The sequence below is a fragment of the Streptomyces albiaxialis genome, assembly GCF_039530985.1.
GTDB classification, from domain to species: Bacteria; Actinomycetota; Actinomycetes; order Streptomycetales; family Streptomycetaceae; genus Streptomyces; species Streptomyces albiaxialis.
Genome location: NZ_BAAAPE010000013.1, coordinates 114362 through 141119 on the forward strand (window position 1 = coordinate 114362; position 26758 = coordinate 141119).

The 26758-nt window shown below is 72.6% G+C and carries 28 protein-coding genes and 1 pseudogene; 15 read left to right on the forward strand and 14 right to left on the reverse strand.

Annotation, left to right across the window (positions count from 1 at the left end; all coding sequences use genetic code 11):
- Positions 1-93: 93 nt before the first annotated feature.
- Together ABD343_RS24130 and ABD343_RS24135 are read left to right on the forward strand one after the other, a co-directional pair.
- Positions 94-387, forward strand: a complete 294-nt coding sequence (locus tag ABD343_RS24130) for a hypothetical protein (protein WP_344531411.1) — start codon at positions 94-96, stop codon at positions 385-387.
- A gap of 200 nt (positions 388-587) precedes the next feature.
- A complete protein-coding gene (locus tag ABD343_RS24135) occupies positions 588-953 on the forward strand; it encodes a DUF5994 family protein (protein WP_344531412.1) in 366 nt (121 codons plus the stop codon).
- A gap of 63 nt (positions 954-1016) precedes the next feature.
- On the opposite strand, the gene ABD343_RS24140 is transcribed toward ABD343_RS24135, so the two are convergent.
- Complete coding sequence (locus ABD343_RS24140; protein WP_344531413.1) at positions 1017-1415, reverse strand: DUF5994 family protein; 399 nt, start codon at positions 1413-1415, stop codon at positions 1017-1019.
- A 440-nt stretch (positions 1416-1855) separates the two neighbouring features.
- Between ABD343_RS24140 and ABD343_RS24145 the strand changes: the two genes are divergently transcribed.
- Together ABD343_RS24145 and ABD343_RS24150 are read left to right on the forward strand one after the other, a co-directional pair.
- Positions 1856-2194 carry a hypothetical protein gene (locus ABD343_RS24145; RefSeq protein WP_344532221.1) on the forward strand — a complete coding sequence of 113 codons (339 nt, stop codon included), beginning with the start codon at positions 1856-1858 and terminating at the stop codon, positions 2192-2194.
- A gap of 26 nt (positions 2195-2220) precedes the next feature.
- The gene (locus ABD343_RS24150; protein ID WP_425578290.1) at positions 2221-2817 is read left to right on the forward strand and encodes a DUF5994 family protein; all 597 of its coding nucleotides are present in this window, start codon (positions 2221-2223) and stop codon (positions 2815-2817) included.
- Here ABD343_RS24150 and ABD343_RS24155 read toward each other — a convergent pair.
- Positions 2762-3247 (reverse strand): tyrosine-type recombinase/integrase, encoded by a 486-nt coding sequence (locus ABD343_RS24155; RefSeq protein WP_344531415.1) that lies wholly within the window; start codon positions 3245-3247, stop codon positions 2762-2764. The two genes, ABD343_RS24150 and ABD343_RS24155, sit on opposite strands and share 56 nt — an antisense overlap.
- Positions 3248-3599: 352 nt before the next feature.
- Between ABD343_RS24155 and ABD343_RS24160 the strand changes: the two genes are divergently transcribed.
- On the forward strand, positions 3600-4280 hold the full coding sequence (locus ABD343_RS24160) for a DUF6879 family protein (RefSeq protein ID WP_344531416.1): 681 nt from the start codon (positions 3600-3602) through the stop codon (positions 4278-4280).
- A 73-nt stretch (positions 4281-4353) separates the two neighbouring features.
- Here ABD343_RS24160 and glnA read toward each other — a convergent pair whose 3' ends face one another.
- Positions 4354-5769, reverse strand: a complete 1416-nt coding sequence (gene glnA, locus ABD343_RS24165; protein WP_344531417.1) for a type I glutamate--ammonia ligase — start codon at positions 5767-5769, stop codon at positions 4354-4356.
- 199 nt (positions 5770-5968) lie between these two features.
- Between glnA and ABD343_RS24170 the strand changes: the two genes are divergently transcribed.
- A complete protein-coding gene (locus ABD343_RS24170; RefSeq protein ID WP_344531418.1) occupies positions 5969-6442 on the forward strand; it encodes an RDD family protein in 474 nt (157 codons plus the stop codon).
- Between the two features lie 79 nt (positions 6443-6521).
- Here ABD343_RS24170 and ABD343_RS24175 read toward each other — a convergent pair whose 3' ends face one another.
- From ABD343_RS24175 to lipB, 4 genes are all read right to left on the reverse strand, one after another.
- Positions 6522-7223, reverse strand: a complete 702-nt coding sequence (locus ABD343_RS24175; RefSeq protein WP_344531419.1) for a DUF4191 domain-containing protein — start codon at positions 7221-7223, stop codon at positions 6522-6524.
- 10 nt (positions 7224-7233) lie between these two features.
- Positions 7234-7467, reverse strand: coding sequence for a hypothetical protein (locus ABD343_RS24180; protein WP_425578255.1), 234 nt, complete (start codon positions 7465-7467; stop codon positions 7234-7236).
- Positions 7468-7564: 97 nt separating this feature from the next.
- Complete coding sequence (lipA, locus tag ABD343_RS24185; RefSeq protein WP_344531420.1) at positions 7565-8509, reverse strand: lipoyl synthase; 945 nt, start codon at positions 8507-8509, stop codon at positions 7565-7567.
- Between the two features lie 84 nt (positions 8510-8593).
- Positions 8594-9418: a lipoyl(octanoyl) transferase LipB gene (lipB, locus tag ABD343_RS24190; protein WP_344531421.1), complete on the reverse strand. Its 825-nt coding sequence runs from the start codon at positions 9416-9418 to the stop codon at positions 8594-8596.
- 229 nt (positions 9419-9647) lie between these two features.
- Between lipB and ABD343_RS24195 the strand changes: the two genes are divergently transcribed.
- Both ABD343_RS24195 and ABD343_RS24200 read left to right on the forward strand, forming a co-directional pair.
- Positions 9648-11354, forward strand: a complete 1707-nt coding sequence (locus tag ABD343_RS24195; RefSeq protein WP_344531422.1) for an NsdA family TPR-like regulatory protein — start codon at positions 9648-9650, stop codon at positions 11352-11354.
- A 140-nt stretch (positions 11355-11494) separates the two neighbouring features.
- Positions 11495-12232, forward strand: coding sequence for a metallophosphoesterase family protein (locus tag ABD343_RS24200; RefSeq protein ID WP_344531423.1), 738 nt, complete (start codon positions 11495-11497; stop codon positions 12230-12232).
- A gap of 81 nt (positions 12233-12313) precedes the next feature.
- Here the strand turns inward: ABD343_RS24200 and ABD343_RS24205 are convergent, their stop codons facing one another.
- A complete protein-coding gene (locus ABD343_RS24205) occupies positions 12314-13510 on the reverse strand; it encodes an MFS transporter (protein WP_344531424.1) in 1197 nt (398 codons plus the stop codon).
- A gap of 95 nt (positions 13511-13605) precedes the next feature.
- On the opposite strand from ABD343_RS24205, the gene ABD343_RS24210 reads away from it, so the two are divergent.
- A complete protein-coding gene (locus ABD343_RS24210; protein WP_344531425.1) occupies positions 13606-14502 on the forward strand; it encodes a LysR family transcriptional regulator in 897 nt (298 codons plus the stop codon).
- A 175-nt stretch (positions 14503-14677) separates the two neighbouring features.
- Positions 14678-15043: an arsenate reductase family protein gene (locus ABD343_RS24215; RefSeq protein WP_344531426.1), complete on the forward strand. Its 366-nt coding sequence runs from the start codon at positions 14678-14680 to the stop codon at positions 15041-15043.
- On the opposite strand, the gene ABD343_RS24220 is transcribed toward ABD343_RS24215, so the two are convergent.
- Positions 15027-16505: a sensor histidine kinase gene (locus ABD343_RS24220; protein ID WP_344531427.1), complete on the reverse strand. Its 1479-nt coding sequence runs from the start codon at positions 16503-16505 to the stop codon at positions 15027-15029. The genes ABD343_RS24215 and ABD343_RS24220 overlap by 17 nt on opposite strands.
- 251 nt (positions 16506-16756) lie before the next feature.
- On the opposite strand from ABD343_RS24220, the gene ABD343_RS24225 reads away from it, so the two are divergent.
- Together ABD343_RS24225 and ABD343_RS24230 are read left to right on the forward strand one after the other, a co-directional pair.
- Complete coding sequence (locus ABD343_RS24225) at positions 16757-19069, forward strand: MMPL family transporter (protein ID WP_344531428.1); 2313 nt, start codon at positions 16757-16759, stop codon at positions 19067-19069.
- A gap of 107 nt (positions 19070-19176) precedes the next feature.
- The gene (locus ABD343_RS24230; protein ID WP_344531429.1) at positions 19177-20055 is read left to right on the forward strand and encodes a Gfo/Idh/MocA family protein; all 879 of its coding nucleotides are present in this window, start codon (positions 19177-19179) and stop codon (positions 20053-20055) included.
- Positions 20056-20470: 415 nt separating this feature from the next.
- Here the strand turns inward: ABD343_RS24230 and glnII are convergent, their stop codons facing one another.
- Positions 20471-21499: a glutamine synthetase gene (gene glnII, locus ABD343_RS24235; protein ID WP_344531430.1), complete on the reverse strand. Its 1029-nt coding sequence runs from the start codon at positions 21497-21499 to the stop codon at positions 20471-20473.
- Positions 21500-21611: 112 nt separating this feature from the next.
- Between glnII and ABD343_RS24240 the strand changes: the two genes are divergently transcribed.
- Both ABD343_RS24240 and ABD343_RS24245 read left to right on the forward strand, forming a co-directional pair.
- A complete protein-coding gene (locus ABD343_RS24240; RefSeq protein ID WP_344531431.1) occupies positions 21612-22322 on the forward strand; it encodes a maleylpyruvate isomerase family mycothiol-dependent enzyme in 711 nt (236 codons plus the stop codon).
- Between the two features lie 14 nt (positions 22323-22336).
- On the forward strand, positions 22337-23302 hold the full coding sequence (locus tag ABD343_RS24245) for an SMP-30/gluconolactonase/LRE family protein (protein ID WP_344531432.1): 966 nt from the start codon (positions 22337-22339) through the stop codon (positions 23300-23302).
- 16 nt (positions 23303-23318) lie between these two features.
- Here the strand turns inward: ABD343_RS24245 and ABD343_RS24250 are convergent, their stop codons facing one another.
- The 4 genes from ABD343_RS24250 to ABD343_RS24265 form a co-directional block, all read right to left on the reverse strand.
- Positions 23319-24428 (reverse strand): amidinotransferase, encoded by a 1110-nt coding sequence (locus ABD343_RS24250; protein ID WP_344531433.1) that lies wholly within the window; start codon positions 24426-24428, stop codon positions 23319-23321.
- A gap of 191 nt (positions 24429-24619) precedes the next feature.
- A complete protein-coding gene (locus ABD343_RS24255) occupies positions 24620-25447 on the reverse strand; it encodes an SAM-dependent methyltransferase (RefSeq protein WP_344531434.1) in 828 nt (275 codons plus the stop codon).
- Entirely contained in the window at positions 25444-26016 is a 573-nt protein-coding gene (locus ABD343_RS24260; RefSeq protein WP_344531435.1) for a GNAT family N-acetyltransferase, read from the reverse strand. Before ABD343_RS24260 ends, ABD343_RS24255 begins: the two co-directional genes overlap by 4 nt.
- A 26-nt stretch (positions 26017-26042) precedes the next feature.
- Positions 26043-26477: a MerR family transcriptional regulator gene (locus ABD343_RS24265; protein WP_344531436.1), complete on the reverse strand. Its 435-nt coding sequence runs from the start codon at positions 26475-26477 to the stop codon at positions 26043-26045.
- 155 nt (positions 26478-26632) lie between these two features.
- On the opposite strand from ABD343_RS24265, the pseudogene ABD343_RS24270 reads away from it, so the two are divergent.
- Positions 26633-26758, forward strand: a pseudogene (locus tag ABD343_RS24270) (alkene reductase); the annotation flags it as partial.

The window sequence follows — 26758 nt, forward strand, 5'->3', positions numbered from 1 at the left end:
GCCGAGCCCGCCCGTCGCCGGGAAGCGGCCTTGGGTTGGCCGCCGGAGTAGGGTGAAGATCCTTCTCCCGTCCTGTCGGACAAAGAGGTCACCATGCAGCCAGCGGAGACACCCCCGGACGAGCACGCCGAGGTACACATCGTCGCGGAGACCCCCGAGGCCGCCCGGCGCGTCGCGGAGACCATCCGCCGCCACTTCGCCGCCACCGAGCAGCGCAGCTACCCTGCGGGCGACCAGGGCGGGACCCGCCTTGAACTCACCGTGGACACGAACCGCGCCCCGGAACCGGCGCAGACCTGGCTGGACTCCAGCCGCTCCGCGGAGAACGACGTCCGGCAGAGCGGCGCGGGAGAGCCGTCGGCCACGAGCGGTCCGTCCGGCCCCTGAGAGGAGTACGGTGACGCCATCGGGAGCGTTTCGCACACCGGCCCCGATGCCGGTGTCGTTCCCGGTGAGAGACGACACCGGGCGGCCGTCGCCGCGCGGGAGTCCGGAGACAGGTTCGCGCAGTGTCCGCGATCGCCGAGCATCCCCTGTCAGCGGCCGGGCCCTTCAGGGCCCCGACGGCCCGCCTCGCGCTGAAACCCGTGAGCCCTTCCCGGGAGCCCGGTGAACTGGACGGTGCCTGGTGGCCGCGTACACGTGACCTCACAGCCGAGCTGTCCGCTCTCACGGACGTGCTGGATCCGCTGGGGGGGCGAATCACCCGTATCGCCCTCAACCAGCACTGTTGGCCGGTCATCCCGCGCAAACTCTTCATCAACGGCTATGTGGTGAAGGTCGGCTGGTTCTACTCGGAGCCGGACCCGCACAGGATCCTGCTGCTGTCCTCGACGGCGGGCCGCTGGGACCTCCTCGTGATCCCCCCGGAGACCGGCATCCCCTCGGCCGCCCGGCTGCTGGCCGCCGCGAGCGTGCGCACGCGCTGCCGAAGACGGCGACCGCGCTCATGACAGCGGAACGGGCCCTCCACGGCGGACCCGCGTGAGCTGCCGGTCCGCCCGCCGCACACCTGCTCAGGCGCGACCGTCGGTAGCCGCCGCCATGAGACGTTCCGCGGACTCCTCATCCGTATCCGGGGGCACGACCAGCAGGTCCCAGCGCCCCCGGCCCGGCGAGAGGAGGATGACGGTGTTCGGGGCGGAGGCCGCCAGCGTCCTCCTGAGCCGCACGATCCGGTCGCCGACGAGAACGTGGCCGGGAGCCGCGGGCCACGTGGCCCCGTTGACCATCACGCTGGTGATGTGGCCCCACGCGCGCGGCAGCCCGGCGAGCAGGGACGGCAGTTCCGCGGTGAGATCGTACGAACGGGGCCACCACGCACCGTCGATGGAGCGCGGCATGCCGCGGCGGGGAGCCAGACGCAGGCGGAGGACGGGGCGGGAGGGGGGCGGGGTCCGCAGTACGAGGGTCATGGGATCACCTGTCGATAGCCGGAGGATGGCCGGTGGAAGCGGTGGTCGCCGTCAGGCGGAGCCGCCCTCGTGGGCGTCGCGGAACTGGGGGCACTGGGGGCACGGGGCACTCCTTGGCCTCGGGACCGCCGCTGGGATGAGGTGCGGCCGGGGTCTCGGGCTGCCCCCGACGGGCGGGGTGGCGTGCTCGGAACCGGTGCGCCCGGAGACGAACCGTCGGGCGGGCACGCCGCGTTCCTCTTCTTACGAGCGTACTCCCGGCGACGAAGGCACGTTGACACGCTCTCCCGCCGGACGTTGACTGGCGTCACCGCACGAGGGAACACGCCAGGGAGGCAGTTCGCCGTCCTGCCTCGCCGGACACGACGCGCAGGATGAAGGACAGGATCACCGGCACGATCTTCACGGTGATCGTCATCGCGACAGAGCGGCAGGCGAGCATGTACGACCAGCAACGCGCCCAACAGCCCCCCGACCAGCCCCCGGAGCGTGGTGAGCGGCGCGGCCCGAGCGCGAACGCGCTGCTCCCGCCGGACGCACGCGACCGGATATCGCTGCGCCTCGGACACGCCCTCAACACCTTGGCCGACGACCCGCGCGAGGCCCTGGCAGAAGCCGAGGCCGCCCTCGACGACGTCAGCACCCTGCTCGCGGACGCCCTCGCGGAACGGCGACGGACCCTCCGCACGGGCTGGCAGGACTCCTCCGCGGAATCCACGGAACTCCGGCTGGCGATGCGGGAGTACAGGGAGATCACCCAGCGCCTGCTCCGCCTCTAGCGGGCACGCGGCGGGCGGGGAGTAGGCTGGAGAGGATCGAGAGCATCTCGCACACCGGCTTCCACGCCGGGTCGTTCTCGGTGAGAGACGAATCCCGGGCCACTGCGGAAGTGGTCTGGAGACGGGTCCGCGTCATGTCAGCGATCCTCCCCCTGCCCCCACCGCAGAGCCCGCCCCGCGCAGGCGGGGCCGCGCGTCTCACGCTCAAGCCCGACGGCGGCTCCCGTGGGCTCCTGGACGGTGCCTGGTGGCCTCGTTCCCGGGATCTTCTGGTCGAGCTGCCCGCGCTCATCGAAGCCCTGGCACCCGTGTGGGGCCGCGTCACCCGGGTCGCCGTCAATCCGGAGCACTGGCCCGTGGTACCGCGCCAAGTGCCCGTGCTCGGCCACGTCGTCAAGGTCGGCTGGTTCACCCCCGAACTCGACCCGCACAAGCTGCTACTGCTGTCCTACGGCGCCGGCCGCTGGGACCTGCTCGTCATCCCACCCGGGAGCACGGCGGCGTCGGCCGCCCGGCTGATGTCCGCCGCTTCCGAGTGCGACGGTCCGCCCCTGTCCGCGAGCGGGCTCATCGCGGCGGATCAGGCATGGGAGTACGAGGGCGGTACCGCACAGGTTCCATGACCGCACCGAGCCGCAGGCGGACGATGCGTGCGATCCTCTCCTCACCGCAGCCGGCGAGCGAATCGGCCAGACGCCAGGCCGCGAGGCGATACCGCTTGCCGATGGCCTTCCCGGCCTCCGCCACGGCGCCCGTCACGCGGTGCACGTACCGGCGCAGCGTGAAGGCCGGGTCCTCGTGGCCGAGGAGGTCGGCGAGGGTGTGGACGTCGACTCCCTCGTTGATGGCCTCGGAGGCGAAGAGGTGCCGGAGGGCGTGCATCATCTTGTCGCGGCACTTCTCCCACTTGCGGCCTCGGCCCACGGTCGTCTCGTCGAGGACCTGGCGGCGGCGCTTGATCCAGGGCTGGACGGTGGAGGGCTTGATCTGCCGCAGTCGCAGGGCGCCGAGCGGCTCGATGATGTGGTTGCGGACGCGCGACTCGTACTGCACGTAGGTGACCCCAAGCCCATTTCCGACAATGCGGATCGCAGGAGAGGAACGTATGCCTGAACAACGTAGCGACTCCCCTACCCCCGACGCATTCCCGCACAGCGTCTGACCACCGGTCGCGATCCCCGGACAACTGCACCTCCCCGGCAGCGGGAGCGGGGACCGGTCCCCGGATCGCAGTCGGTCCCCGGGGACCGGGAGCCGGGGACGGTCCCCCCGCTCCCGGGGGACCGCCGGCGGGTGAGGGTGCCGAGTTGCTGTCCGAGCTGCGGGCACCGGCTCCGACATCTTCGAAACCATCGAAACGGCGGTCCCGTAGCAGTCAGCGAGGTCTCCAAGGTGGAGGAACCGCGTGGAGCTGATCACCGGCGTCGAGCGCAACCGGCTCATCGAGGCGTGCGCGCACGACGCGTTCCACCTGGAACTGCGGGACGACTACTCGGTGCCCGACGAGGACGGCCCCTTCGAGAGCTGGCTCCCCGACGAGCCGGTGGACTACGCCTTCATGCAGCCGTGGACGCGGATGGTCAAGCGGCTGACGGGCGAGGGAAAGGCCGTTCGACGCGTCCGCGTCGTCTCCCACCCCCACACGCCGTACATCCGGTGGGAGCACCGCACCACTCCCCGCAACCTGGAGGCCGGTGAGGGTATCCGCTGGCTCCCCCGCCACACCGTTCCCGGTGATCTGGTCTTCCCGTTCGACGGAAAGGACTGGTGGCTCATAGACGACCGCCTCCTGGCCGTCGGCCACACCGATGCGAGACGGGTGACGGGACACGAGGTCATCGACGACCCCGAGTGCATCGCTGAGGCCGTCGCGCTCCGCGATGCCCTGTGGTCCCTCGCCATCCCCCACGGCGAGTACCGACCCGGACGTCCGTACTGCGGGCCAACGGTGGCCGAGCCGACGACGAGGGCCGCCGTCCCGGGCAGGGAGGGCGGCCCTCATATCTGTCCTGACGTCACGTCAGAGAATCGACCGGCCGGTGCACATCCGGTGCACAAGAGCCCGGAAATCAGCCGGGACCAGTGAGAAACAGAAGGCACTGTTTCCGCAGGTCACAGCGGTTTCCAGAGTCTCGGCCCAGGTCGCCCGAACCCGCGTTTTAGATGTCGAAGTACAGCTCGAACTCGTGCGGGTGGGGGCGGAGTTGCATGGGGGCGATTTCGTTTGTGCGCTTGTAGTCGATCCAGGTTTCGATCAGGTCGGCGGTGAAGACGCCGCCGGCCTGGAGGTATTCGTTGTCGGACTCCAGGGCGTCGAGGACGGCCGGGAGCGAGGTGGGGACCTGAGGGACGTCCGCGTGCTCTTCGGGGGCGAGCTCGTAGAGGTCCTTGTCGATCGGCTCGGCGGGCTCGATCTTGTTCTTGACGCCGTCGAGGCCCGCCATGAGGAGGGCGGAGAAGGCGAGGTACGGGTTCGAGGAGGGGTCCGGGGCGCGGAATTCGACGCGCTTCGCCTTCGGGTTCGAGCCCGTGATCGGGATGCGCATGGCCGCGGAGCGGTTGCGCTGGGAGTAGACCAGGTTGACCGGGGCCTCGAAGCCGGGGACCAGGCGGTGGTACGAGTTCACCGTCGGGTTCGTGAAGGCCAGGAGGGAGGGGGCGTGGCGCAGGATGCCGCCGATGTAGTAGCGGGCGGTGTCCGAGAGGCCCGCGTAGCCCTGCTCGTCGTAGAAGAGGGGCTCGCCGCCGGACCAGAGGGACTGGTGGACGTGCATGCCGGAGCCGTTGTCGCCGAAGATCGGCTTGGGCATGAACGTGGCCGTCTTGCCGTTGCGCCAGGCCGTGTTCTTCACGATGTACTTGAAGAGCATCAGGTCGTCGGCGGCGGCCAGCAGGGTGTTGAACTTGTAGTTGATCTCCGCCTGGCCTGCCGTGCCCACCTCGTGGTGCTGGCGCTCGACCTGAAGGCCCGCGCGGGACAGCTCCAGGGAGATCTCGGCACGCAGGTCGGCGAAGTGGTCGACCGGCGGGGCGGGGAAGTAGCCGCCCTTGTAGCGGACCTTGTAGCCGCGGTTGCCACCGTCCTCGACCGTGCCGGTGTTCCAGGCGCCGGCCTCGGAGTCGATGTGGTAGTAACCCGCGTTGGCCTTGGTCTCGAACCGCACGTCGTCGAAGACGTAGAACTCGGCCTCGGGGCCGAAGAACGCGGTGTCCGCGATGCCGGAGGAGGCGAGGTAGGCCTCGGCCTTCTTCGCCACGTTCCGCGGGTCACGGCTGTACTGCTCGCCGGTGATCGGGTCGTGGATGAAGAAGTTGACGTTGAGGTGCTTCTCGGAGCGGAAGGGGTCCAGGCGGGCCGTGGAGAGGTCCGGGACGAGCGCCATGTCCGACTCGTGAATGGCCTGGAAACCGCGGATCGACGAACCGTCGAACATCAGGCTCTCGGTCGGGTCGAAGGTCTCGGCAGGCACCGTGAAGTGCTGCATGATGCCCGGAAGGTCGCAGAAGCGTACGTCGATGAACTTGACGTCATTATCCGCGATGTACTTTTTGGCCTCGTCGGGGTTCTGGAACATCCAAGTCCTCCTAGTCCCGTCCATCCCGGTGGGACGGGAGTTGCTCCGGGCGCGGGCCAGTGCGGTGGCACGCTGGGGACCGACCATAGGCAGGGGCCATTTCTCCAGCATGACTCATTTGTTTCGCCGATGTTAACCAGGCGGGCACGAGCTCACCCCGCGCCGCCGCGCCATCGATACCGTTCGATACCGTGGACGGGTGGACAACAGGGAAGCAATCGGATCGTGGCTCTCCGGGCCGCGTGCCGCCGCCGAGGACATGGGTGTCGGCGACTTCGGCTATCGCGGCGAGCGGCTCGGCCTCCCCGAGTCGGGCCCCGGCTCCATCGCCCCCATGGGCCGCCGGTTCGGCGCGCTCTTCATCGACTGGGCGCTCTCGGCCCTGATCGCCTTCGGACTGCTGGCCGACCGGCAGATCCATTCGACCAACAACTGGGCGCTCGTCGTCTTCCTCGTGATGAGCCTGCTGACCGTGGGGACGATCGGCTCGACGCCGGGCAAGCGGCTTCTCGGCCTCCGCGTCGTCTCCGTCCACGGCCTCGGCAAGCTCCCCGTGTGGCGTGCGGCCATCCGTACGGTCCTGCTCGGGCTCGCCATCCCCGCCCTCGTCTGGGACCGCGACAACCGCGGACTGCACGACCGGTTCTCCGGCGCCGTGCAGGTGCGGATCTGAGCCCAGCCCGACACAGAAACGAACGAGGGCCGGGCGCGTACGTTCTCGCGCCCGGCCCTCTGTCGTAGGCCTCGTTCCGCTAGCGGCGGCCGCCGCCGCTCGGACCCTTCGGCATCCGCATGCCCTTCGGCATCGGGCCCTTCGGGATCGGCATGTTCTTCATCAGGTCGCCCAGCGCGCGCAGGCGATCGTTGACCTCGGTGACCTGGGAGCCCGGGAGGACCCGGGGGAGCTTCATCAGCCGGGTGCGGAGCTTGGTCAGCGGGACCTGGTCCTCCTCGTTCCCGACGACCATGTCGTGGACCGGGATGCCCTCGCCCAGGACGCGGGCCATCTTCTTCTTCTCGGAGGCCAGCAGGGCACGCAGCCGGTTCGGGTTGCCCTCGGCGACGAGCACGACGCCCGCCTTGCCGACCGCGCGGTGGATCACGTCCTGGCTGCGGTTCATCGCGACCGCGGGGGTGACGTGCCAGCCCTTTCCGAAGTTCTCCAGGACCGCGGCAGCCGCGCCCGGCTGGCCCTCCATCTGGCCGTACGCCGCGCGCTCGGCACGGCGTCCGAAGACGATCGCGCACGCGAGCAACGCCAGCAGCAGGCCCAGGATGCCCAGGTAGATCGGGTGATCGATCAGGAAGCCGATCGCGAGGAGGACACCGAAGGTGACAATCCCTACGCCGGCCAGGATCCAGCCGATCTTCCGGTCCACGCGCCGGGTCATCTTGTACGTCTGGGCGATCTGCTTGAGCCGCCCAGGGTTCTCGGTGTTGTCCTTCCTCGCCATGGGAGGAAGTTTACGTGGCGTGGCGCGTACCCTCGCGCGCGGAGTCCAGTAGCCGCTCGGCCTCGCCGCGGGCGCGGGCACGGCGGCGGTCCTCCTGGACGGAGACCCAGGCGTTACGACGCGCCGTCCTGTGGCCCCGGCCCAGGAGCAGGCCCTCCAGGCTCTCCAGTCTCTTCAGCGCCCGTCGCATGGCGATCCCTCTCATCTCGTGGATGCGGTACGTGGATGCGGTACGTGAACCCATCGTCACGAATCCGTATTACCAGCGGATGTCCGGAGCATCAAAGTCCGCACAAGGGATCGCCACGCGTTCCTGACGCCTGCGCCCGGGGTTGCGCCGCCTACGCCGCCGACGTCGCCGCGCCGCGGGCCTCCATCGCCTGCTGGTACAGGCGGCCCGCGCGGTACGAGGAGCGGACGAGCGGGCCCGACATCGTGCCCGCGTATCCGATCTCGTCGGCCTCCTGCTTCAGCTCGACGAACTCCTGCGGCTTGACCCAGCGCTCCACCGGGTGGTGGCGGGGGGTCGGGCGCAGGTACTGGGTGATCGTCATCAGCTCGGCGCCCGCCTCGTGCATGTCGCGCAGGGCCTGGCTGATCTCCTCGCGGGTCTCCCCCAGGCCGAGGATCAGGTTCGACTTGACGATCAGACCGGCCTCGCGGGCGCGGGTCAGGACCTCCAGCGAGCGCTCGTAGCGGAAGCCGGGGCGGATGCGCTTGAAGATCCGCGGGACCGTCTCGATGTTGTGCGCGAGGACCTCGGGGCGGGAGTCGAAGACCTCGGCGAGGGCCTCCGGCTGGGCGTTGAAGTCGGGGATGAGCAGCTCGACGCCGGTGCCGGGGTTCAGCTCGTGGATCTGGCGGACCGTCTCCGCGTAGAGCCAGGCGCCGCCGTCGTCCAGGTCGTCGCGGGCGACGCCGGTGATCGTCGCGTACCGCAGCTCCATCGAGCGGACGGACTCGGCGACGCGGCGCGGCTCGTCCCGGTCGAGGGGCTGGGGCTTGCCCGTGTCGATCAGGCAGAAGTCGCAGCGCCGGGTGCACTGCTCGCCGCCGATGAGGAAGGTCGCCTCGCGGTCCTCCCAGCACTCGAAGATGTTGGGACAGCCCGCTTCCTGGCAGACCGTGTGCAGGCCCTCGCTCTTGACCAGGTTCTGCAGGGCGTTGTACTCGGGGCCCATTTTCGCCCGGGTCTTGATCCACTCGGGCTTGCGCTCGATGGGGGTCTGACTGTTGCGGACCTCCAGGCGGAGCATCTTGCGACCGTCGGGTGCGACAGCGGACACGTCCGGCTCCCTACGTACTTTCGAATCGTCGGCGTAGGCCAGCCTACGCCTGTGCTTTATGGGTCGTACACGCCCTATGAGGGCTCAGACCGCGCGGGGCACCGGCTCTGCGGACTCCAGCACCTCGCGCAGGTGCTTCTCCACTACCGGAAGCACCTCGGAGACCGGAACATTCCTGCCCAGCTCGTTCGAGAGCGAGGTGACGCCCGCGTCGCGGATCCCGCAGGGGACGATCCGGTCGAACCAGGTGTTGTCGGGGTCGCAGTTCAGCGAGAAGCCGTGCATCGTGACGCCCTTGGCGACGCGGACGCCGATCGCGCCGAGCTTGCGGTCCTCGCCGCGCTGGCCCGCGTTCGAGGGGGCGTACTCGGGGCCCATGAGGCGCGGGTCGTACTCGTCCTCGCCCCCGCCCTGGCTCATGCGCGGGTCCAGGTCCAGGGAGAGACCGGTGGCGGCCGGGCGCTCCTCGACCGGGTCGCCCAGGACCCACACCCCGCTGCGGCCCTCGACACGGGTGGTCTCCAGGCCGAACGCGGCGCACGTGCGGATCATGGCCTCCTCCAGCCGGCGCACATGCGCCACCACGTCCACCGGGCGGGGCAGCTTGAGGATCGGATAGCCGATGAGCTGGCCCGGGCCGTGCCAGGTGATCTTGCCGCCGCGGTCCACGTCCACGACCGGGGTGCCGTCAAGCGGGCGCTCGTCGTCCGCGGTGCGCCGTCCAGCCGTATACACGGGCGGATGCTCCAGCAGCAGACAGGTGTCGGGGACCTCGTCGGCGAAGCGCGCCGAGTGCACTCTGCGCTGCTCCTGCCACGCCTCCAGGTACTCCACGGCGTCGGCGCCGAACCCCAGGTGAACGAAGCGCAGTTCACCGTTCCCCTGGCCGTGCGCCCCGGGCTGCCCCATGCCGTTCCTCCTCGTTCAGCGCGTCGCCGGGGGGCGCCGCGCGCTCGCGCCCCTCCGCCACTCTACGGGCGGGGCGCGCGGGTCCGGCATGAGGCCACCCCCTCACACGTACGGATGAATACGCGACGAAGGGCGCGAGTGGTGTGCGAAGGCCCGTTACATTCGCGCCGTTCCAGCAGGGCGCCCCGGCGTCTGCCGTAAGCCGCGAGGGCAGGAGACCGTAAAGCCGATGACGATGGAACGACCTGGGGCCGCAGTGACCTCTGCGAACCAGTCCTCCCAGCAGCGCATCCCCAACCGCCAGCTTGCCGCTCTGATCGCAGAGGCGGGCTTCTCCAACGCGGGCCTGGCCCGGCGCGTGGACCAGCTCGGCCTGGAACACGGTCTTGATCTGCGTTACGACAAGACGTCGGTGACGCGGTGGCTGCGCGGGCAGCAGCCACGGGGCACGACTCCCGCGCTGATCGCGGAGGTCTTCACCCGCCGGCTCGGCCGACGGCTCACCGCACAGGATCTCGGCCTGGACGCGTGCGCCCCCGTGTACGCCGGTCTGGAGTTCGCCGCGACGCCCGCCGAGGCGGTGGACATCGTGAGCGGGCTGTGGCGCAAGGACTCCGGCAGCCACGCCGAGCTGCGCAAGATCGCCTTCACCCCCGCCGGGCTGGTGGTGCCGAGCCGGGACTGGCTGATCGGGCGGGCCGACGAGCGCGTGGCCCGCGGTCCCGAGCCCGAGAGCGGCGGCGCGGCGGGCACGCCGGGCACCGCGGGCGGGCCCGGAGGGCCGGGCGGCGCCGGAGGAGCGGGCGCGGGGCCGGGCTCCGGCGGCGCGCACGGGGCCGGACACGGGCCGGGGCACGGACCCGGCCATGGGCCAGGACATGGACACGGCCCGGGGCACGGCCCCGGGCCCGGTGGCGGAGGCGGGGGCGTCGGGCTGCGTGTGCCCGCGCAGACGCGGATGGCGGGCACGGGCGTCGTCGCCCGGCCCCCGCTGTCCGCCGCCCGCCTGGACCGGATCGAGCGCGGCCCGGGCCAGCGCGTCTCGGGCGGGGACGTGGCCGCCCTGCGCTCGGTCTGCGAGCTGTTCCGCGCGCTCGACCACGCGTACGGGGGAGGCCACGCCCGCCAGGCCCTCGTCCGCTATCTGGAGCACGAGGCCGAGCCGATGCTCCGCGGTGTCTACGGGGAGCAGCTCGGGCGGCGGCTCTTCGGCGCCGCCGCCGATCTGACGAGGCTCGCGGGCTGGACGTCGTACGACATCGCGGCGCACGGCCTCGCGCAGCGCTATTTCGTGCAGGCCCTGCGGCTCACGCAGGCCGCGGGCGACCGGGCCTTCGGCAGCTATGTGCTGGTGACGATGAGCAGGCAGGCCGTCTACCTCGGGCACGGGCGCGAAGCCGTGCAGCTCGCGCGGGTCGCGCAGCAGGGCGTGGGCGCCTCGGCCGCGCCCGTCGTCCAGGCACTGCTGCACGCGGCGGAGGCGCGCGGGCACGGCGTGCTCGGCGAGGTGCGCGCCTGCACGGCGTCGCTGGCGCGGGCCGAGCGCGCGCTGGAGGCCTCGCGGCCCGGCGAGGACGTGCCGCAGTGGGCACGGTTCTTCGACGAGGCGCAGCTCGCGGACGAGTTCGGGCACTGCCACCGGGACCTCCAGCAGTACCGGGCGGCGGCGCAGCACGCGGAGCGCTCGCTCCAGTTGCGCGGCGCGGGGTTCGCGCGCAGCCGCCTCTTCTGCCGGATCGTCCTGGCGACCGCGCGCCTGGGCCTCGGCGAGATCGACCAGGCCTGCGCGCTGGCCGCCGAGGCGGCGCTGCAGGCGGCCGAGATGCGGTCGGTGCGGGCGCACGAGTACGTGCGGGACTTCGAGCGCCGCCTGGAGCCGTACCGGGACGCGGCGCCGGTGCGGGCCTATCGCGAGAAGGTGTCGGCGCTCGTGTAGCCCGTACGTCGCTGTTCGCGTCGCGCGATGAGGGGGCGGACGAGGGATCCCGTGATCCCGCGTCCGCCCCTCGCGCGTGTTCGCGCTGGGCGTGGGGCGGCCTCTTGCCGGGATGGGCCTGGTGCGCGGAGGCTGCGGTCATGCCGCATCGCGTAGCCGTACTGTCCGACGTCCACGGCGTCGTCCCCGCGCTGGAGGCGGTGCTCGCCGAGCCGGACGTGCGGGGCGCCGACCTCGTCGTCCTCACCGGCGACCTCGCCGCCGGGCCGCAGCCCGCCGAGACCCTCGACCTCCTCGCCGGGCTCGGCGACCGGGCGCTGTGGATCAGCGGGAACGCGGACCGCGAGCTGGTCGAGTACCGGCGCGGTACGCGCGACACGATCCCCGATCCCATCGGCCCCTGGGCCGCCGGAGCGCTCCGCGAGGACCAGGTCGAACTGCTGGGCTCCCTGCCCGGCACGGCCACGCTGGACGTGTCCGGCATGGGGCCGGTGCTCTTCTGCCACGCGACGCCGCGTGACGACGCGGAACCCGTCGTCGTCGACTCGCCGCTCGCGCGGTGGCGTGAGGTATTCGCGGGCCTCGCGGACGAGGTCCGTACGGTCGTCTGCGGCAACACGCACATGCCGTTCGTACGGCTCGTGGACGGGCGGCTCGTCGTCAATCCCGGCAGCGTCGGAATGCCGTACGGGCGCGACGGGGCGCACTGGGCCCTGCTCGGGCCCGGTGCGGAGTTGCGGCGTACGGGGTACGACGTGGATGCCGCCGTCGCTCGTGTCGTGGCCGACTCCGGGTACGAGGACGTGGCGTCCTGGACCGACTATTTCCTCCGGGCCCGCGCGACGGACGAGGAGGCGCTCCGTGCCTTCTCCGGGTGACGGTGCGCCCCGTCCGGCGTAGCGCCGGGTGCGGCTGTGTCGTGGCTGATCGCGCAGTTCCCCGCGCCCCTGACGGGGCGCTCAAGTGCGGGTTCTTCTCAGGGTGGCTGCCGCTGTGAGGGTGAGGACCAGGGCCAGGAAGGCGAAGGTCGCGTGGAGGGGGAGGCCGAGGGTCTGGGAGAGGAGGCCCGTGGTGAGGGCGCCGGCGCCGAAGCCCGCGTCGTAGCCGGTGTTCCAGACGGCGCTCGCCGTCCCGTGGCGGCCCGGGCCCGCGCGGTGGAACATCGCGACGAGCGTGTCGTTCTGCAGCGCCCCGAGGCCGAAGCCGTGGGCCACGCCCGCGACGAGGGCCAGCGGCATGGCGAGCGGTTCGGGCACCGCGCCCGCCGCGCCGAGGCCGAGCATGCCCAGGGCGCAGAGCAGTGCGGAGGGCGCGGAGAGGCGGCCCGCGCCGCCGCGCCGGTCGTTCCGTACGCCCGCCGCCCAGCGCCCGGCGATCAGCGCCGTGGAGAGGGCGAACAGTCCCGCGGGCGCCGCGCCGGGCGCGCTGAGCGCGAGCGGCAGGAACGAGGCCACGCTCCCGAAGGTGCCGACCGAGACGAAGAGCAGGGTCCAGGGCGTGAGGAGGGGGCGCAGCGGCCCCCTGCCGCGGTCCGGCTGCGAGGGGCGGACCGCCGGTTCCGGCCGCGCGCCGCGCGCGCACGCGCTCAGCGGGGCCGCGACCACGCCCAGCGCGCCCGCCACGAGGAAGACGGGCAGATAGCCGAACGTATGCGCGGCCCAGGCGCCGACGGGGAGGGATGCGGCGGCCGGGATGCCGATCGCGACTCCGTAGCGGCCCACGGCGGAGCCGCGCCGGCTCTCCGCGACCAGTTCGGCGACGAGGGCGCTGCCCGCGACGGTGACCATGCCGAAGCCGAGTCCCCGTACGGCCGAGACGGCGAGGGTCCAGGCGAGGCCGTCGGAGAGGGCGTAGGCGAAGGCGGGGACGCCCATGGTGAGGGCACCGAGCGACAGCGCGCGGCGGGCGGCCGTACGGCGCAGGACCGCGCCCATGCAGAGCTGCGCGGCGACGGTCGTGGCCATGGTGACGGCGGTCGTCGCGCCCGCGCCGCCGTGGCCGCCGCCGCCCTCCTCGGCCCAGAGCGGCACGACGGCGAGGAGCAGGGAGAGGTTGCCGAAGACGGCGACCGTTCCGGCGAGGAGGAAGCGGAAGGGCCGGCCGTCGAGGCCGTCGTCGGCCTCCGGAGGGTGGGGCGCGGTGGGGCAGGTGGTCATGGTCGAGTTGTAGGCCGCCTCGATCCATCGCGTCCAACGAAGGTTTTCGATACGTTCGATCGGTGTCGGCGATGGGTTCGTGACACCATCGGCCCATGGAGCTCAAGCACCTGGAGACGTTCCTCTGCGTGGCCCGGCACCTGCACTTCACGCGCGCCGCCGAGGAGTTGGGGTACGTGCAGTCGAGCGTGACCGCGCATGTGAAGGCACTGGAGGCCGAGCTGGGAGTGCCGCTGTTCGAGCGGCTGGGGCGGCGGGTGCTGCTCACCGAGCCGGGCCGCGAGCTGTGCGGGCACGCGCGTGCGCTGCTCGGGCACGCCGAGCAGACCCGCGAGGCGGTGCGCGGCGCGGGCGACGACCCGGACCAGGTGCGGGGCACGTTGCGGCTCGCGGCGCCGGAGAGCCTGTGCGCGCACCATCTGCCGCCCGTACTCAGGGCCGTGCGTGAGCGTTTCCCGCGGCTGCGGCTCGCGTTCCAGCCCGCCGGGCGCGGCCCGCTGCTCGACGCGCTGGCCGAGGGCACCATCGACGCCGGGTTCCTCCAGGAAGAGGCGGTGAACGAGCCGGGGGTGCGCGCCGAGCGGATGCTGCGCGAGCCGCTGCGGCTGATCGCCCGCGCCGGGCACCCGCTGGCGTCGGCGGCGCGCGTGGAGACGGCCGATCTCGCCGGGGAGACGGTGCTGCTGCTGGAGGCCGGGTGCGCTCAGCGGATCGTGATCGAGCGGGAGTTGAGCAGGGCCGGGCTCCGGCCGCCGACCGTGGAGTTCTTCAGCCTGGAGGCGCTGCGGCGCTGCGTCTCCGCGGGCCTCGGTGTGGGGCTGGCCCCCGCGGGGTCCGTGGCCCGGGAGGCCGAGCGGGGTGAGCTGGTCGCCCTGCGGTGGGTGGAGGAGCCGGTGCTCGACGTCTTCTTCGTACGGCGCAAGGGGCTCAGCCCTACGCGGGCCGTACGGGAGTTGGGCGACCTCGCCCGCACCCACTGGGGCACCTCCTGAGTGCCGGGCACCCCGTCAGGGGCGCGGGGAACTGCGCGCCCAGCCGAGACACAGCCGCACCCGGCGATGCGCCGGAAGGGGCTGCCCCTTGGCCGTGGTTCGCGGACCGCGGGCGCGCTGTGCCCGCTCGCGCAGTTCCCCGCGCCCCTGAGGGGGCAACCCTTACCGTTGGGGGATGGAGATCTGGGTCAATCCTGCCTGTTCGAAGTGTCGGAGTGCCGTGGAGCTGTTGGACGAGGCGGGCGTCTCGTACACCGTGCGGCGGTATCTGGACGAGCCGCCGTCGGAGGAGGAGTTGCGGGACGTGCTGGGGCGGCTGGGGCTGGAGCCGTGGGACATCACGCGGACCGGCGAGGCCGTCGCGAAGGAGCTGGGGCTCAAGGAGTGGCCGCGGGAGGCCGGGGCCCGGGAGCGGTGGATCGCCGCGCTCGCCGCGCACCCGAAGCTGATCCAGCGTCCGATCATCACCGCCGACGACGGCACGGCCGTGGTCGGGCGTACGGACGAGGCGGTGCGCGGAGCGGTCAGCTCCTCGTCGTGAGCGCGCAGGGGATCTCCATCGTCACCATCGTCGGCCCGCCGGGCGGGCTGCTGACGGCGAGGATCCCGTCGAACTGGGCGAGGCGGCGCTCGATGCCCCGCATGCCGGTGCCCTTGTCGAGGTCGGCGCCGCCGCGCCCGTCGTCGGTGACGGCGATCTGGAGCAGGCCGCCCGCCTCCTCGTCGTAGCGCGCGTCGAGCCAGACCCGGTCGGCGCCCGAGTGCTTCGCGGCGTTCGTCAGGACCTCGCTCACCGCGAAGTACGCGGCGGACTCGACCGGTTCCTCGAAGCGGCCCGGCAGTTCGATGTCGACCTCGACGGGGAGTTCCATGCGCAGCGCGAGAGCCTCCGCCGCGTCGCCGAGGCCGCGCTCGGCGAGGACGGGCGGGTGGATGCCCCGCACCAGGTCGCGCAGCTCGGTCAGCGCCTCCGCCGAGCTCTCGCGGGCCTGCGCGAGGAGCTTCTTGGCGCGGGCCGGGTCGTGTTCGACCAGGGCCTCGATGGTGCCGAGGCTCATGCCCATGGCGACGAGCCGGGCCTGCGCCCCGTCGTGCAGGTCCCGCTCGATGCGGCGCAGCTCGGCCGCCGAGGAGTCCACCGCGTCGTGCCGCGTCTCGTACAGGTGCTCCACGCGCCGGGCGAGCTGCGCGCCGCGGCTCGGGGCCAGCATGCCGCGGGTGAGCAGGAAATGGCCCTTGAGCAGGTGCGTGTTGGCCGCGAGGCCGAGGAGGACGAGGCCGGTGCCGAGCGCCGCGCACTCGGCGGCGTCGCCGAAGTCCTGGACGTGGACGAACCCGTACCAGTAGCCGCCCGCGACCGCCTTCCACAGGCCCAAGAACATCACCCAGCCCTCGACGCCGTACGCGATCAGGGCGAAGGGCAGCAGGGCGGTGACGAAGCCCGCGACGCTGTCGACGAGCAGCCAGAGCAGGTCCCGCCAGGTCGCCGGGTCCTTCAGCAGCAGGACGCAGCGCTCGACGTGCCCCGTGACGCCCGCCGGGGGCCCCGGCGGCAGCGGGCGGTACGGCGCGAGGATGGTGACGCCCGCCCAGTCGCGGGCCAGCAGCCGCCGCTGGTTGGCGTGGCGGCGGGTGAGGTCGATCAGCCACGGGGTGGTGAAGACGCCCGCCCCGAGGAGCATGAGCACCATCGAGACCACGGTGGTGATGAAGAGGGTCAGCGAGCCGGCGAGCGAGACGAACGAGAGCGCCAGGCCCCGCACGGCGGCGAGCAGCGAGGTACGCGCCCTGCTTGCCGCCCCGCCCGTTCCGGACCCGGTGACGGTTCCGATACCGGAACCGGTGCCGGTGCCGGTGCCGGTGCCGGTGCCGGTACCTGAGCCCGTGGCCGTGCCCGTACCCGCGCCCATGCCCGTACTCGCGCCCGTACTCCCGCTCGTGCGGGACAGCGTGGCGGACGACCTGTCCACCGCCGTGCCGCAGCCGCTCATCTCCCCGCTCACTCCGCCTCACCTCGTCCGTCCGGGACCGGAACCACTCCGGTCACCGTCCTCCCCAGTGTGCGGCGCGCCCCGCACGGGATCCACTGGGTTCCGCACCCGAGCGTGGGTGGTGCTAGGTGCACCCCCGGCGCTGGCCCTGTGCCACCCCCGATACGGGGGTTCGGCGGCTGTGGCCCCGGACCGCCCGTTCCTAACGTCGGTGGGGCAACGACACGGACGTGTCCAGGACTTACGGGGAGACGGAGAACCCGATGCGGGACGGAACACGGAACACACAGCGGCAGGCCTCGGGCCTGGCCGGACGGCTCGGGGGATGGAGCACCCGGCACCGGAAGACAGCGATCTTCGGCTGGCTCCTCTTCGTCGTCATCGCCTCGGTACTGGGCGGGATGACCGGGCTGACGGCGCCGGACCCGCACGAGGAGGGCGCCGGGGACTCCGCCAAGGCCATGGAGATCCTGGACGACGCGGGGATCAAGGGACACCCCAGCGAGTCGGTGATGGTCAGCGGCGAGGCCAGGAACGGCTGGCGCGGGGCCGCCGGCGACGTCCGGGCGGCGCTCAAGGACACCGGGGAGGTCCAGAACCTCCAGAAGGCGCTGCCCTCCCAGGACGGCAGGGCCGCGCTCCTCACCTTCGAGCTGAAGAAGGACGACGAGCAGATCAAGGAGGACGAGAAGCCCGCCGACAAGGTCATCGCGGCCGTCGACAAGGTGCGCGAACAGCACAGGGACGACGGGATCCAGGTCCACCAGACCGGCGACGCCAGCGGCGGCAAGTGGCTGAACAAGGTGCTCGGCGACGACTTCGCCAAGGCCGAGTGGACGGCCGTGCCGCTCGCGATCGGCATCCTCCTCGTCGTCTTCGGGGCGCTCGTCGCCGCGCTGCTGCCCGTCGCGCTCGCCGTCACCGCGTTCGTCGCGGCCAACGGGCTGCTCGCGCTGGTCAGCACCAAGATGCACATCGCCGAGACCACGACCTCCGTCATGCTGCTGATCGGCCTGGCCGTCGGCGTCGACTACTGCCTCTTCTACCTGCGCCGCGAGCGCGACGAGCGGGCCAACGGCCGCGACTCCGAGACCGCGCTGCGCATCGCCGCCGAGACCAGCGGGCGCGCCGTGCTCGTCTCCGGGATGACGGTCATGGTGGCGATGGCCGGGATGTTCCTGTCCGGGCTGCTGCTCTTCAAGGGCTTCGCCGCCGCGACGATCCTCGTCGTCCTCATCGCGATGCTCGGCTCCGTGACGATCCTGCCCGCGATGCTCTCCTGGCTCGGGGACCGCGTGGAGAAGGGCAAGGTCCCCTTCCTCGGCGGACGTAAGAAGGACGTCGCCGCCGGGCGGCGCAAGCCGCAGGGCCGGTTCGCGGGTGCGATGCTGCGGCCCGTGCTGGCGGCGCCGGGGATGTTCGCCGCGCTGGGTGCCGCGGTGATGCTGGTGCTCGCCGCTCCGGCGCTCGGCATGAAGACCGAGCAGATCGAGATCGACAAGCAGATGCCCGCGGGCAGCGAACTGCGCGTCGCCACGGAGAAGATCACCGAGACGTTCCCCGGCGGCCCGGCACCGGCGAGCATCGTCGTCAAGGGCGACATGAAGAGCGCCGAGGTCCGGGGCGCGATGACCGGCTTCGTCCGCGCGGTCAAGGCCGACAAGGAGCACTTCAGCCCGGGCGTACGGACCCGGGTCCACGCCGCGGAGAACGTCGCCACCATCGACGTGCCGCTCAAGGGCAACGGCACCGACGACACCTCGAAGGCCGCCCTCGACCAGCTCCGCGACACGCTCGTCCCGGAGAAGCTGGAGCCGGTGGCCGAGGACGGCAAGGCGTACGTCGGCGGGCAACTCGCCTCCTCGACCGACTTCAACGACCAGCTCAAGCAGGACATCGGGCCGATCCTCGCCTTCATCACCGTCATCACCTTCCTGCTGATGCTGGTGTGCTTCCGGTCGATCCCCATCGCGGGCGTCACGATCGTCCTCAACCTGCTGTCCGTGGCCGCCGCCTACGGCGCGATGACCGCCGTCTTCCAGCACGGCGTCGCCGTCGACCTGCTCGGCGCGGAGAAGAACGGCGCGATCGAGTCCTGGATGCCGCTGTTCATCCTCGTCGTCCTCTTCGGGCTCTCGATGGACTACCACGTGTTCGTGGTCTCCCGTATCCGCGAGGCGCGGGACCGGGGCCGGTCGACGCGGGAGGCGATCCGCGAGGGCATCCGCTCCACGGCGGGCGCGGTGACCAGCGCGGCGGTCATCATGGTCGCGGTCTTCGCGGTCTTCGCGACGCTGCGGATGACGGACATGAAGCAGCTCGGCGTCGGCCTGGCGGTCGCCGTCCTGCTGGACGCCACGATCGTCCGGATGGTGCTGCTGCCCGCCGCGATGATGCTGCTCGGCGAGCGGTGCTGGTACCTGCCGAAGTGGCTGGGCTGGCTGCCGAACCTGGAGCACGGCCCGTCGGACGACGAGCCGACTCCCCCGGTGGCGCCCGTCGCCCCCGACCCCCGGCTCGGGGTCCCCGGCTACGGGTACCCGGCGGCGGACGAGCCGACGGTGCGCGTGCGCTGACGTCCGTCTCCGGACGACCGGCCGTGACGAGGGGCTCCGCCTGCGGGCGGGGCCCCTCGTCGGCTGCCCGGCCTGCCCGGCATGCCCGGGCTGCTTAGGCTGCGTTCATGAGATTCGGACTTCTGGGCACCGGCCCCTGGGCCGAGCGCACGCACGGCCCCGCGCTTGCGGCGCACGACGACGTCGAACTGGTGGGGGTGTGGGGGCGGCGCACGCAGGCCGCCGAGGCGCTCGCCGCGCGCCTGGACACCCGCGCGTACGCCGATCCGGACGCGCTCTTCGCGGACTGCGACGCGGTCGCCGTCGCGCTCCCGCCCGACGTCCAGGCGCCGTTGGCGGTACGGGCGGCCCAGGCGGGCCGCCATCTGCTGCTGGACAAGCCACTGGCGACGACGGTCGAGGGGGCGCGCGAGGTGACGGCCGCCGTCGAACGGGCGGGCGTGGCGTCGGTCGTCTTCTTCACCCTCCACTTCACGGCGTCGACCGCCGACTGGCTCGACGAGGCGCGCCGCGCGGGTGACGGCGGCTGGCTGCTGGGCCGCGCCGACTGGCTCTCGCCCGTCTTCGCCGACTCCGACTCGCCGTACGCCGCGTCGCCGTGGCGGCACGACAGGGGTCCGCTGTGGGACATCGGGCCGCACGCCCTGTCGGTGCTGCTGCCGTTGCTGGGGCCGGTCGCGGCCGTGCGGGGGGCGCGGGGCGCGGGCGACACGGTGCATCTCCTGCTACGGCACGAGGGCGGTGCGTCGAGTACGGCGACGCTGAGCCATACCGTTCCGGCGGCGGCGTCCGGGGTCGCGGCGGAGGTGCGGGGTCCGGCGGGGGTCGCCTCACTGCCCGAGCGGGACGAGGGTCCTGCGGTGGCTTTTGGGCGGGCGATCGATGCGCTTCTCGCCTCGGCGAGTGGTGGTGTTCCGCACCCCTGCGACGTCCGCTTCGCGGAGAGGATCACCCAAACCCTGACCTCAGCCGAAGCAACCCTCTGACCCACCCTGACTTCAGGGCTCGCCCCTTCTGGGGCGCGGGCCTGTATTCGATTCGCGGCTCCGCCGCGCGGGCGCGCCCGGTCACCACACCACGGGGCTTGCCCCTCTAGGGGCGCGGGGAACTGCGCGACAAGCCACGACGCAGCCGCAGCCCGCGAAGCACAGCCCGGGGCAGCCCGTACGCAGCCCTCATGTCCGGGTGCCCGGCGAAGTGGGCTGCGCTTGCCAGCCCTGCTCCCCCAAGCTCTTCGAGCAGGGGGCGCCCCCACGCGCAGACCTCCCAAGCGCAGTGGGAGGGAGAACCAGGGGCCAGCCCCTTCAGGGGCGGCGGGGGAGGAGGGGCGTGGCCCCCGCTGGAGGGGTGGGGGCCACGCTTCTGGGGGCGCGGGACTCCGCACGTCCCGTAGAGGCACCCTCAGACCTGCCCGGCCTTCGCCAGCGCCGTGCAGCACGTGTCGACCATCAGCCGCGTCACCACGTACGGGTCGACGTTCGCGTTGGGGCGGCGGTCCTCGATGTAGCCCTTCTTGTCGCGCTCGACCTGCCAGGGGATGCGGACGGAGGCCCCGCGGTGGGAGACGCCGTAGGTGTACTCGTCCCAGGGCGCCGTCTCGTGCGCGCCGGTCAGCCGCTCCTGGACGCCGGCCCCGTACGCCCGTACGTGCTCCAGCGGCTTGCCCTCGGCGCCGAGCGCGTCGCAGGCGGTGATGATCGCGTCGTAGCCCTCGCGCATGGCGCGGGTGGAGAAGTTGGTGTGGGCGCCCGCGCCGTTCCAGTCGCCCTTGGCCGGCTTGGGGTCGAGCGTGGCGGAGACGCCGAACTCCTCGGCCGTACGGAAGAGGAGCCAGCGCGCCACCCACATGTGGTCGGAGACCTCCAGCGGGGAGAGCGGGCCGATCTGGAACTCCCACTGGCCCGGCATGACCTCGGCGTTGATGCCGGAGACGCCGAGTCCGGCGGCGAGGCAGTGGTCGAGGTGCTTCTCGACGATCTCGCGGCCGAAGACCTCGTCGGCGCCGACGCCGCAGTAGTAGCCGCCCTGGGGCGCGGGGAAGCCGCCCTCGGGGAAGCCGAGGGGGCGGGCGCCCTCGAAGAAGGTGTACTCCTGCTCGATGCCGAACAGGGCCTCCTGGTCGGCGTGTTCCTCGGCGACGGCGCGCAGCGCTGCGCGGGTGTTCGAGGGGTGCGGGGTGCCGTCGACGTGGTCGACCTCGCACAGCACGAGCAGGTGGGCGCCGCCGCGGATCGGGTCGGGGCAGGTGAAGACCGGGCGCAGGACGAGATCGGACGCGTGGCCGTCGGCCTGGTTGGTGCTGGAACCGTCGAAACCCCACTCCGGGAGGGCGGCGGTGTCCGCGCCGTCCGGGAGGATCTTCGTCTTGGAGCGGAGCTTGGCGGTGGGCTGCGTTCCGTCGGTCCAGATGTACTCGGCCTTGATGCTCACGATGCCGTCCTTACGGGAGCTGACGCGTAGTGCGTGGTGATGCGACGAAGCCTCACAGAGGGCGATTTCTCAGCCATTGCTCATCTGTGTCGCCGGTGTAACGTGACGGCCCATGGGTGACGAGGCCATGCGGGACGGGGACGTAGGGAACGGAGACGTACGGGACGCGGGGCTGCCCGGGCGGCTGCTGGCCGCCGAGCGGGAGCAGTTGATGCCGATGCTGCGCCGGGCCCCGGACGAGGACTTCGCGCTGCCCACCGCCGCCTGCCCGGGCTGGACCGTGCGCCAGGTCCTCGCGCACTGCGCGGCGGCGCTGGTCCGGATCGTCGAGAACCGGCTGGAGCCCGGCGTCTTCTCCGACGCCTCGAACGCGGCGGACGTCGCCGAGCGCGACGGCTGGCCGCTGACGGCGGTGCTGGACGAGCTGGAGCACGGCTTCACCGCGGCGGGCCCCGTGATCGCGGGCCACGAGCACGGGCTGCTGGACACGGTCGCGCTCGGCGAGTGGGTGCACGCGGGGGACGTACGGGAAGCGTGGGGCGAGCCCGGCGCGTACGCGGGCGAGACCGCCGGAGAGGCGCTCGCGCTGCTCTCCCTGGCGGCGCGGCGCAAGGGCACGCCGCTGCTGCACGCGACGCTCACCGACCGGCCGGGGCCCGCGTGGACGTTCGGCGTCCCCGTCGGCGACGGCCGCGCGCCCGCCCGGCTCACGGCCGACACCCCGACCCTGTTCCGGCTCTACGCCGACCGGCCGCTCTCCGGCGCCCGTTACACGCTCACGGGCGCCCGCGAGGCGGAGCTGCACCTCTACTCCCAGGGATGACGGAGGCACACGCCATGACCCGGACAGATCCCCTTCCCTTACGCCCGCGCCCGTCCCGGCGCACGCTGCTGGCCGGTGCGGGGCTCGGCGCGTTCGCCGTGGCCACGGGCGGCGGGACCGCCTCCGCCCGTGGCGCGGCGGAGTGGCCGGACGCCTTCTCGCTGCCCGACGGCTTCCAGCCGGAGGGCATCACCATCGGGCGCGGGCCCTACGCGTACTGCGGCTCGCTCGCCGACGGGTCCGTGTACCGGGCGGACCTGCGGTCCGGGCGCGGCCGGATCGTCCACGGGGGCGCGGAGGGCGCGGCGACCGTCGGGCTGAAGCTGGACCGCGACGGGCTGCTGTATCTCGCGGGCCGCGACTCCGGCACGGTCCGCGTGGTGGACGCGCGGACCGGCGCTCTCGTGGTGACCCACGAAGTGGCGCCGGACAGCGAGCACTTCGTCAACGACGGGGCGGTGCTGGGCGACCGCGTCTGGTTCACGGACTCGTACGCCGCGGTGCTGTACGGCGTGCCCAGGGGCGGCGGCCGGGGCCGGGTGCGGCGGCTGCCGCTGCGCGGCGACTGGCACCAGGAGCCCGGCGTCATCAACGCCAACGGGGTGGTCTCCGCGCCCGACGGCGCGTCCCTGATCGTCGCGAGCAGCCTGCCGGTGGGCAGGCTGTACCGCGTGGACCCGCGCACCGGGCACGCCGCGGCGCTCGCGCTGCGCGGCGTGGACGACCTGCTGAGCGCCGACGGGCTGCTGCGCCTCGGGCGGACGCTGTACGTGGTGCAGAACCGGCTCGGGGTCGTCAGCGTGCTCACCCTCGGCGCGGGGGCGACGACGGCGGTGCTGCGGCGGCGGATCGCCGACCCGCGCTTCGACACCCCGACGACGGCGGCCCGGCACGGCGACCGGCTCTACGTCGTGAACGCCCGCTTCTCGACCCCGCCGGCCCCCGATACCCCGTACACGGTGGTCGCGGTGGACCGCTGACCGGCGGGACGGCCCCTCAGGAGCAGTGGGATTCGAGCGTGCCGCGGCGGCGGACGTCGAGCGTCGCGCAGTGGAACGAGCCGCCGAACGGCGCGTAGTGCAACAGGTCGCACGGGACCGGCTCGAAGCCCCACTGCTCCAGCGCGCGCAGCGTCCCGGTGTGGTGCCGCTCCGCGATGACCCGCTTCTCGTCGAGCATGAGCACGTTCATGCTGAGCCACTTGCCGCACATCGAGGTCAGCTTGAGCAGGCGTTCGGGGAGCGGGTCGGGCTCGGGGGCGACCAGGACGTCCCACGAGGCGAGGGCCTCGGGCAGGTGGTCGGGGTCGATGTACTCGGGGTTGATGAGCACCTTGCCGGGCGCGAGGGGGAGGAGGGTGGTGTCGATGTGCATGGGCGTACGGCAGCGGCTCTCGATCTCGTGCACGCGGTATCCGGGGCCGAGGTGGCGGCGCAGCCACTCGATGCCCATGCGGTTGGTGACGTTGCTCCGCGTGACGAAGAGGTCGCGCCCGGCGCGTACGAAGTCGGCGGCGTCGAAGACCGGCTCGAACTCGGTGAGGATGTACCGCATGGGCTCGTCGTCGCCGGGGACGGTGAAGTCCTGCTCGAACAGCGCGTCGGTCAGCTCCGGCCTGGGGGCCGAGGTCCAGCGCGCGCCGCGCCGGAAGTAGTCCTTGAGGACCTCGCGGTAGGAGTGCGTCTCGAAGTACCGGCAGGGCCAGGCCATCGGGGTCTCGATGATCTCGTCGCCGATCACGAGCAGGCTGTCGCGCGGGCAGGTGTTGCAGAAGCCGCGCGAGGTCCACTCCGGCGTCCCGAAGCTCCGCGCGTGGTCGACGGCGTCCGGGCGGGTGACGGTGACGCCGAGGGAGCGCAGCAGGCCGATGAACTCGTCGAGTTCCTGCTGCGCGGGCTCCATCAGCCGCTGCGGGTACTTCAGACCGGCGGCGAGCCCCTGCAGCCGTGCCGCCCAGGGCGGGATGTTGCAGGCCACGACGGGGTGGCTGGAGGGGATCGTGGCCCCCTCCAGCCGCCCGACGAGGACCTCCTCCAGCGGATCCCACTCGTTGTGGGACCCGACGGGCGAGGCGGGCCCTTCCGGACCGGGGTGTTCCGCTGCCACGTGTGGCCCCCATCTCGTACGGAGACGTCGGCTGCCCTTCCTCCAGCATGCCGGGCACGCGCGCCACCGGCACGCGCGCCCGCGTCCGCACCCCCGTCCGCACCCGCGTCCGCCGGAGGGTCGGTGACCCCGGGTGCCCGCTTCCTCACGGCCGGAAACCCCGTCCGCGTACGCCTGGCGGAGAGGACCGGTTACGGCTTGCGGGCCACGGCGCCGAACTGCGCGACCTCCGGGGCTTCCGGGGCCTCCGCGGCCCCCGGGGCATCCGGAGCCTCGTGAGGCCCGCCGGGGTGCCAGCGGGAGCAGGAGACCAGGCCCGGTTCCAGCAGTTCCAGGCCCTCGAAGAAGCGGAGGACCTCGGCGCGGGGGCGCGGGGTGATGGGTGGCGTGGCGTTCTCGTTCCAGAACCGCATGGCTTCCTCGTTCGCCCCGCCGCCCAGCTCCAGGGTGGGGTGTGTGAGGACGAGGTGGCTGCCGGAGGGCACGGCCGCCATCAGCCGCCGCGCGACCGACACGGCCTCGTCGGTGTCCTGGACGAAGTTGAGGACGCCCAGCAGCAGCACGGCGACCGGCCGGTCCAGGTCCAGCGTGCGCCCGGCGGCGCGCAGGACGGCCCCGGGCTCGCGCGCGTCCGCCTCCACGTACGCGGTCGCGCCCCCGGGAGCGTCCGCGAGCAGCGTGCGGGCGTGCCGCAGGACGGTGGGGTCGTTGTCGACGTACACGACGCGGGCGTCGGGCGCCGCGCGCCGCGCGACCTCGTGGGTGTTGTCCCGCGCGGGCAGGCCCGAACCGACGTCGAGGAACTGCCGTACGCCCGCCTCCCCCGCCAGCCAGGTCACGGCGCGGCCGAGGAACGCCCGGTCGGCGCGGGCCACTTCGGCGATGCCGGGGAACATGGAGGTGACGTGGGCGCCGACCCGCGCGTCGACCTCGAAGTGGTCCTCGCCGCCGAGCCAGTAGTTCCACACGCGGGCGTTGTGCGCGACGGTCGTGTCGATCCCGTCGGCCCTCTCCGTCACGCCGTCCCCGTCCGCTCGTCGCCCCGCTGCTCCAGGTCCTCCAGGTCCAGTTCCAGCAGCAGTTCCCTGCCGTCGATCTCGTCCCACTGCTCGCCGGTGTGCACGAAGCCGAAGGGGGCCACCGTCGCGAGGGAGCCCGCGTTGTCGGGGCTGATCGCGGCCCGTACGGTCCGCACGGCGGGGTCGGCGCCGGCGCGGCGGAGCAGCTCGGCGAGCATCGCCCGCGCGTATCCCCGGCGGCGGTACGCGGGCACGACGGAGTAGGCGACCTCGACCATGCCGTCGGCGTCCGGGGGGCCGTGGAACCCGGCGTGCCCGACGACGTTCCCGTCCTCGCCGACGACCGCCTGGCGCACCACCCACGGCGCCTGCGCCGGGTCCTCCTCGATCTGGCCGAGCCGGTAGCCCCACAGCCAGCGGGCCTCCTCGGTCACGAAGTAGTCGGGCAGCTCCACCCCGGCGACGGCTCCGGCCGACGCCGTGTCGCTGTCGCGGAGGAACTCCATCGCCTCCTTCGTCAGCGGTACGAACCGCACCCGCCTGGCCTCTTCACGCGTCTCCTGGGTCATCGGCGGATCCTCCCCCGCCCCGCCCCTCACCGGCCAGCGGTTTTCGCCCCGGCCCCGACCCCCGCCCCGGCCCCGGACCCGGACCCGGACCCGGACCCGGCCACCAGGCTCTCCCGGTACGCCCGCGCCCCGGCGATGACCTGGTCGAGCGTGTCGCGGGTGTCGAGCAGCTCGGCGATGTGGCGGGAGAGCCTCTCCCGCTCCTCCTCCATGCGCAGGAGCGAGGCGTCGGAGTTCTCCTCGCTGGGCGACTCGACGCAGGGCAGCAGCTCGGCGATGGTGCGGCTGGAGAGACCCGCCGCGTAGAGCCGCTGGATGAGCGCGACCCGTTCCGCCACGGCGTCCGTGTAGTGCCGCTGGCCGCTGGCGCTGCGGGAGCTGGCGAGCAGCCCCTGCTCCTCGTAATACCGCAGGGACCGGACGCTGACCCCGGTGCGGGCCGCCAGTTCTCCGATGCGCATGGTGCCCCCTCGGACGACTTGCCTCTGACATGGATGTGAGGTTTTAGCGTACCCGGCGTACCGCTCGCACTCACGAGGGAGCCCTGACATGACGACCGGGCCGCGCGCCGCGCCCTCGACGCCGGGGCGGCTTCTGGGGCGCCGAGGAGCACGACTCCAACCCCGACCTGGTGGAACGGCTCCGCACCGCCCTCCCCCTCGCCCCGTTCGACGAGTCGGCCTACTACCAGGGCGGTGACACCGGCTACCTCACCTACCCCGCCTATCAGCACTCGGCGTGA

What these genes read in the sequence shown, in the direction of transcription:
- ABD343_RS24130 (WP_344531411.1), top strand. Translation starts at nt 94, where the DNA reads ATGCAGCCAGCGGAGACACCCCCGGACGAGCACGCCGAGGTACACATC.
- ABD343_RS24140 (WP_344531413.1), bottom strand. Translation starts at nt 1,415, where the DNA reads ATGACCCTCGTACTGCGGACCCCGCCCCCCTCCCGCCCCGTCCTCCGC.
- ABD343_RS24145 (WP_344532221.1), top strand. Translation starts at nt 1,856, where the DNA reads ATGTACGACCAGCAACGCGCCCAACAGCCCCCCGACCAGCCCCCGGAG.
- glnA (WP_344531417.1), bottom strand. Translation starts at nt 5,769, where the DNA reads ATGTTCCAGAACCCCGACGAGGCCAAAAAGTACATCGCGGATAATGAC.
- ABD343_RS24175 (WP_344531419.1), bottom strand. Translation starts at nt 7,223, where the DNA reads ATGGCGAGGAAGGACAACACCGAGAACCCTGGGCGGCTCAAGCAGATC.
- ABD343_RS24180 (WP_425578255.1), bottom strand. Translation starts at nt 7,467, where the DNA reads ATGGGTTCACGTACCGCATCCACGTACCGCATCCACGAGATGAGAGGG.
- lipB (WP_344531421.1), bottom strand. Translation starts at nt 9,418, where the DNA reads ATGGGGCAGCCCGGGGCGCACGGCCAGGGGAACGGTGAACTGCGCTTC.
- ABD343_RS24195 (WP_344531422.1), top strand. Translation starts at nt 9,648, where the DNA reads ATGACGATGGAACGACCTGGGGCCGCAGTGACCTCTGCGAACCAGTCC.
- ABD343_RS24200 (WP_344531423.1), top strand. Translation starts at nt 11,495, where the DNA reads ATGCCGCATCGCGTAGCCGTACTGTCCGACGTCCACGGCGTCGTCCCC.
- ABD343_RS24205 (WP_344531424.1), bottom strand. Translation starts at nt 13,510, where the DNA reads ATGACCACCTGCCCCACCGCGCCCCACCCTCCGGAGGCCGACGACGGC.
- ABD343_RS24210 (WP_344531425.1), top strand. Translation starts at nt 13,606, where the DNA reads ATGGAGCTCAAGCACCTGGAGACGTTCCTCTGCGTGGCCCGGCACCTG.
- ABD343_RS24215 (WP_344531426.1), top strand. Translation starts at nt 14,678, where the DNA reads ATGGAGATCTGGGTCAATCCTGCCTGTTCGAAGTGTCGGAGTGCCGTG.
- ABD343_RS24225 (WP_344531428.1), top strand. Translation starts at nt 16,757, where the DNA reads ATGCGGGACGGAACACGGAACACACAGCGGCAGGCCTCGGGCCTGGCC.
- ABD343_RS24230 (WP_344531429.1), top strand. Translation starts at nt 19,177, where the DNA reads ATGAGATTCGGACTTCTGGGCACCGGCCCCTGGGCCGAGCGCACGCAC.
- ABD343_RS24240 (WP_344531431.1), top strand. Translation starts at nt 21,612, where the DNA reads ATGGGTGACGAGGCCATGCGGGACGGGGACGTAGGGAACGGAGACGTA.
- ABD343_RS24245 (WP_344531432.1), top strand. Translation starts at nt 22,337, where the DNA reads ATGACCCGGACAGATCCCCTTCCCTTACGCCCGCGCCCGTCCCGGCGC.
- ABD343_RS24260 (WP_344531435.1), bottom strand. Translation starts at nt 26,016, where the DNA reads ATGACCCAGGAGACGCGTGAAGAGGCCAGGCGGGTGCGGTTCGTACCG.
- ABD343_RS24265 (WP_344531436.1), bottom strand. Translation starts at nt 26,477, where the DNA reads ATGCGCATCGGAGAACTGGCGGCCCGCACCGGGGTCAGCGTCCGGTCC.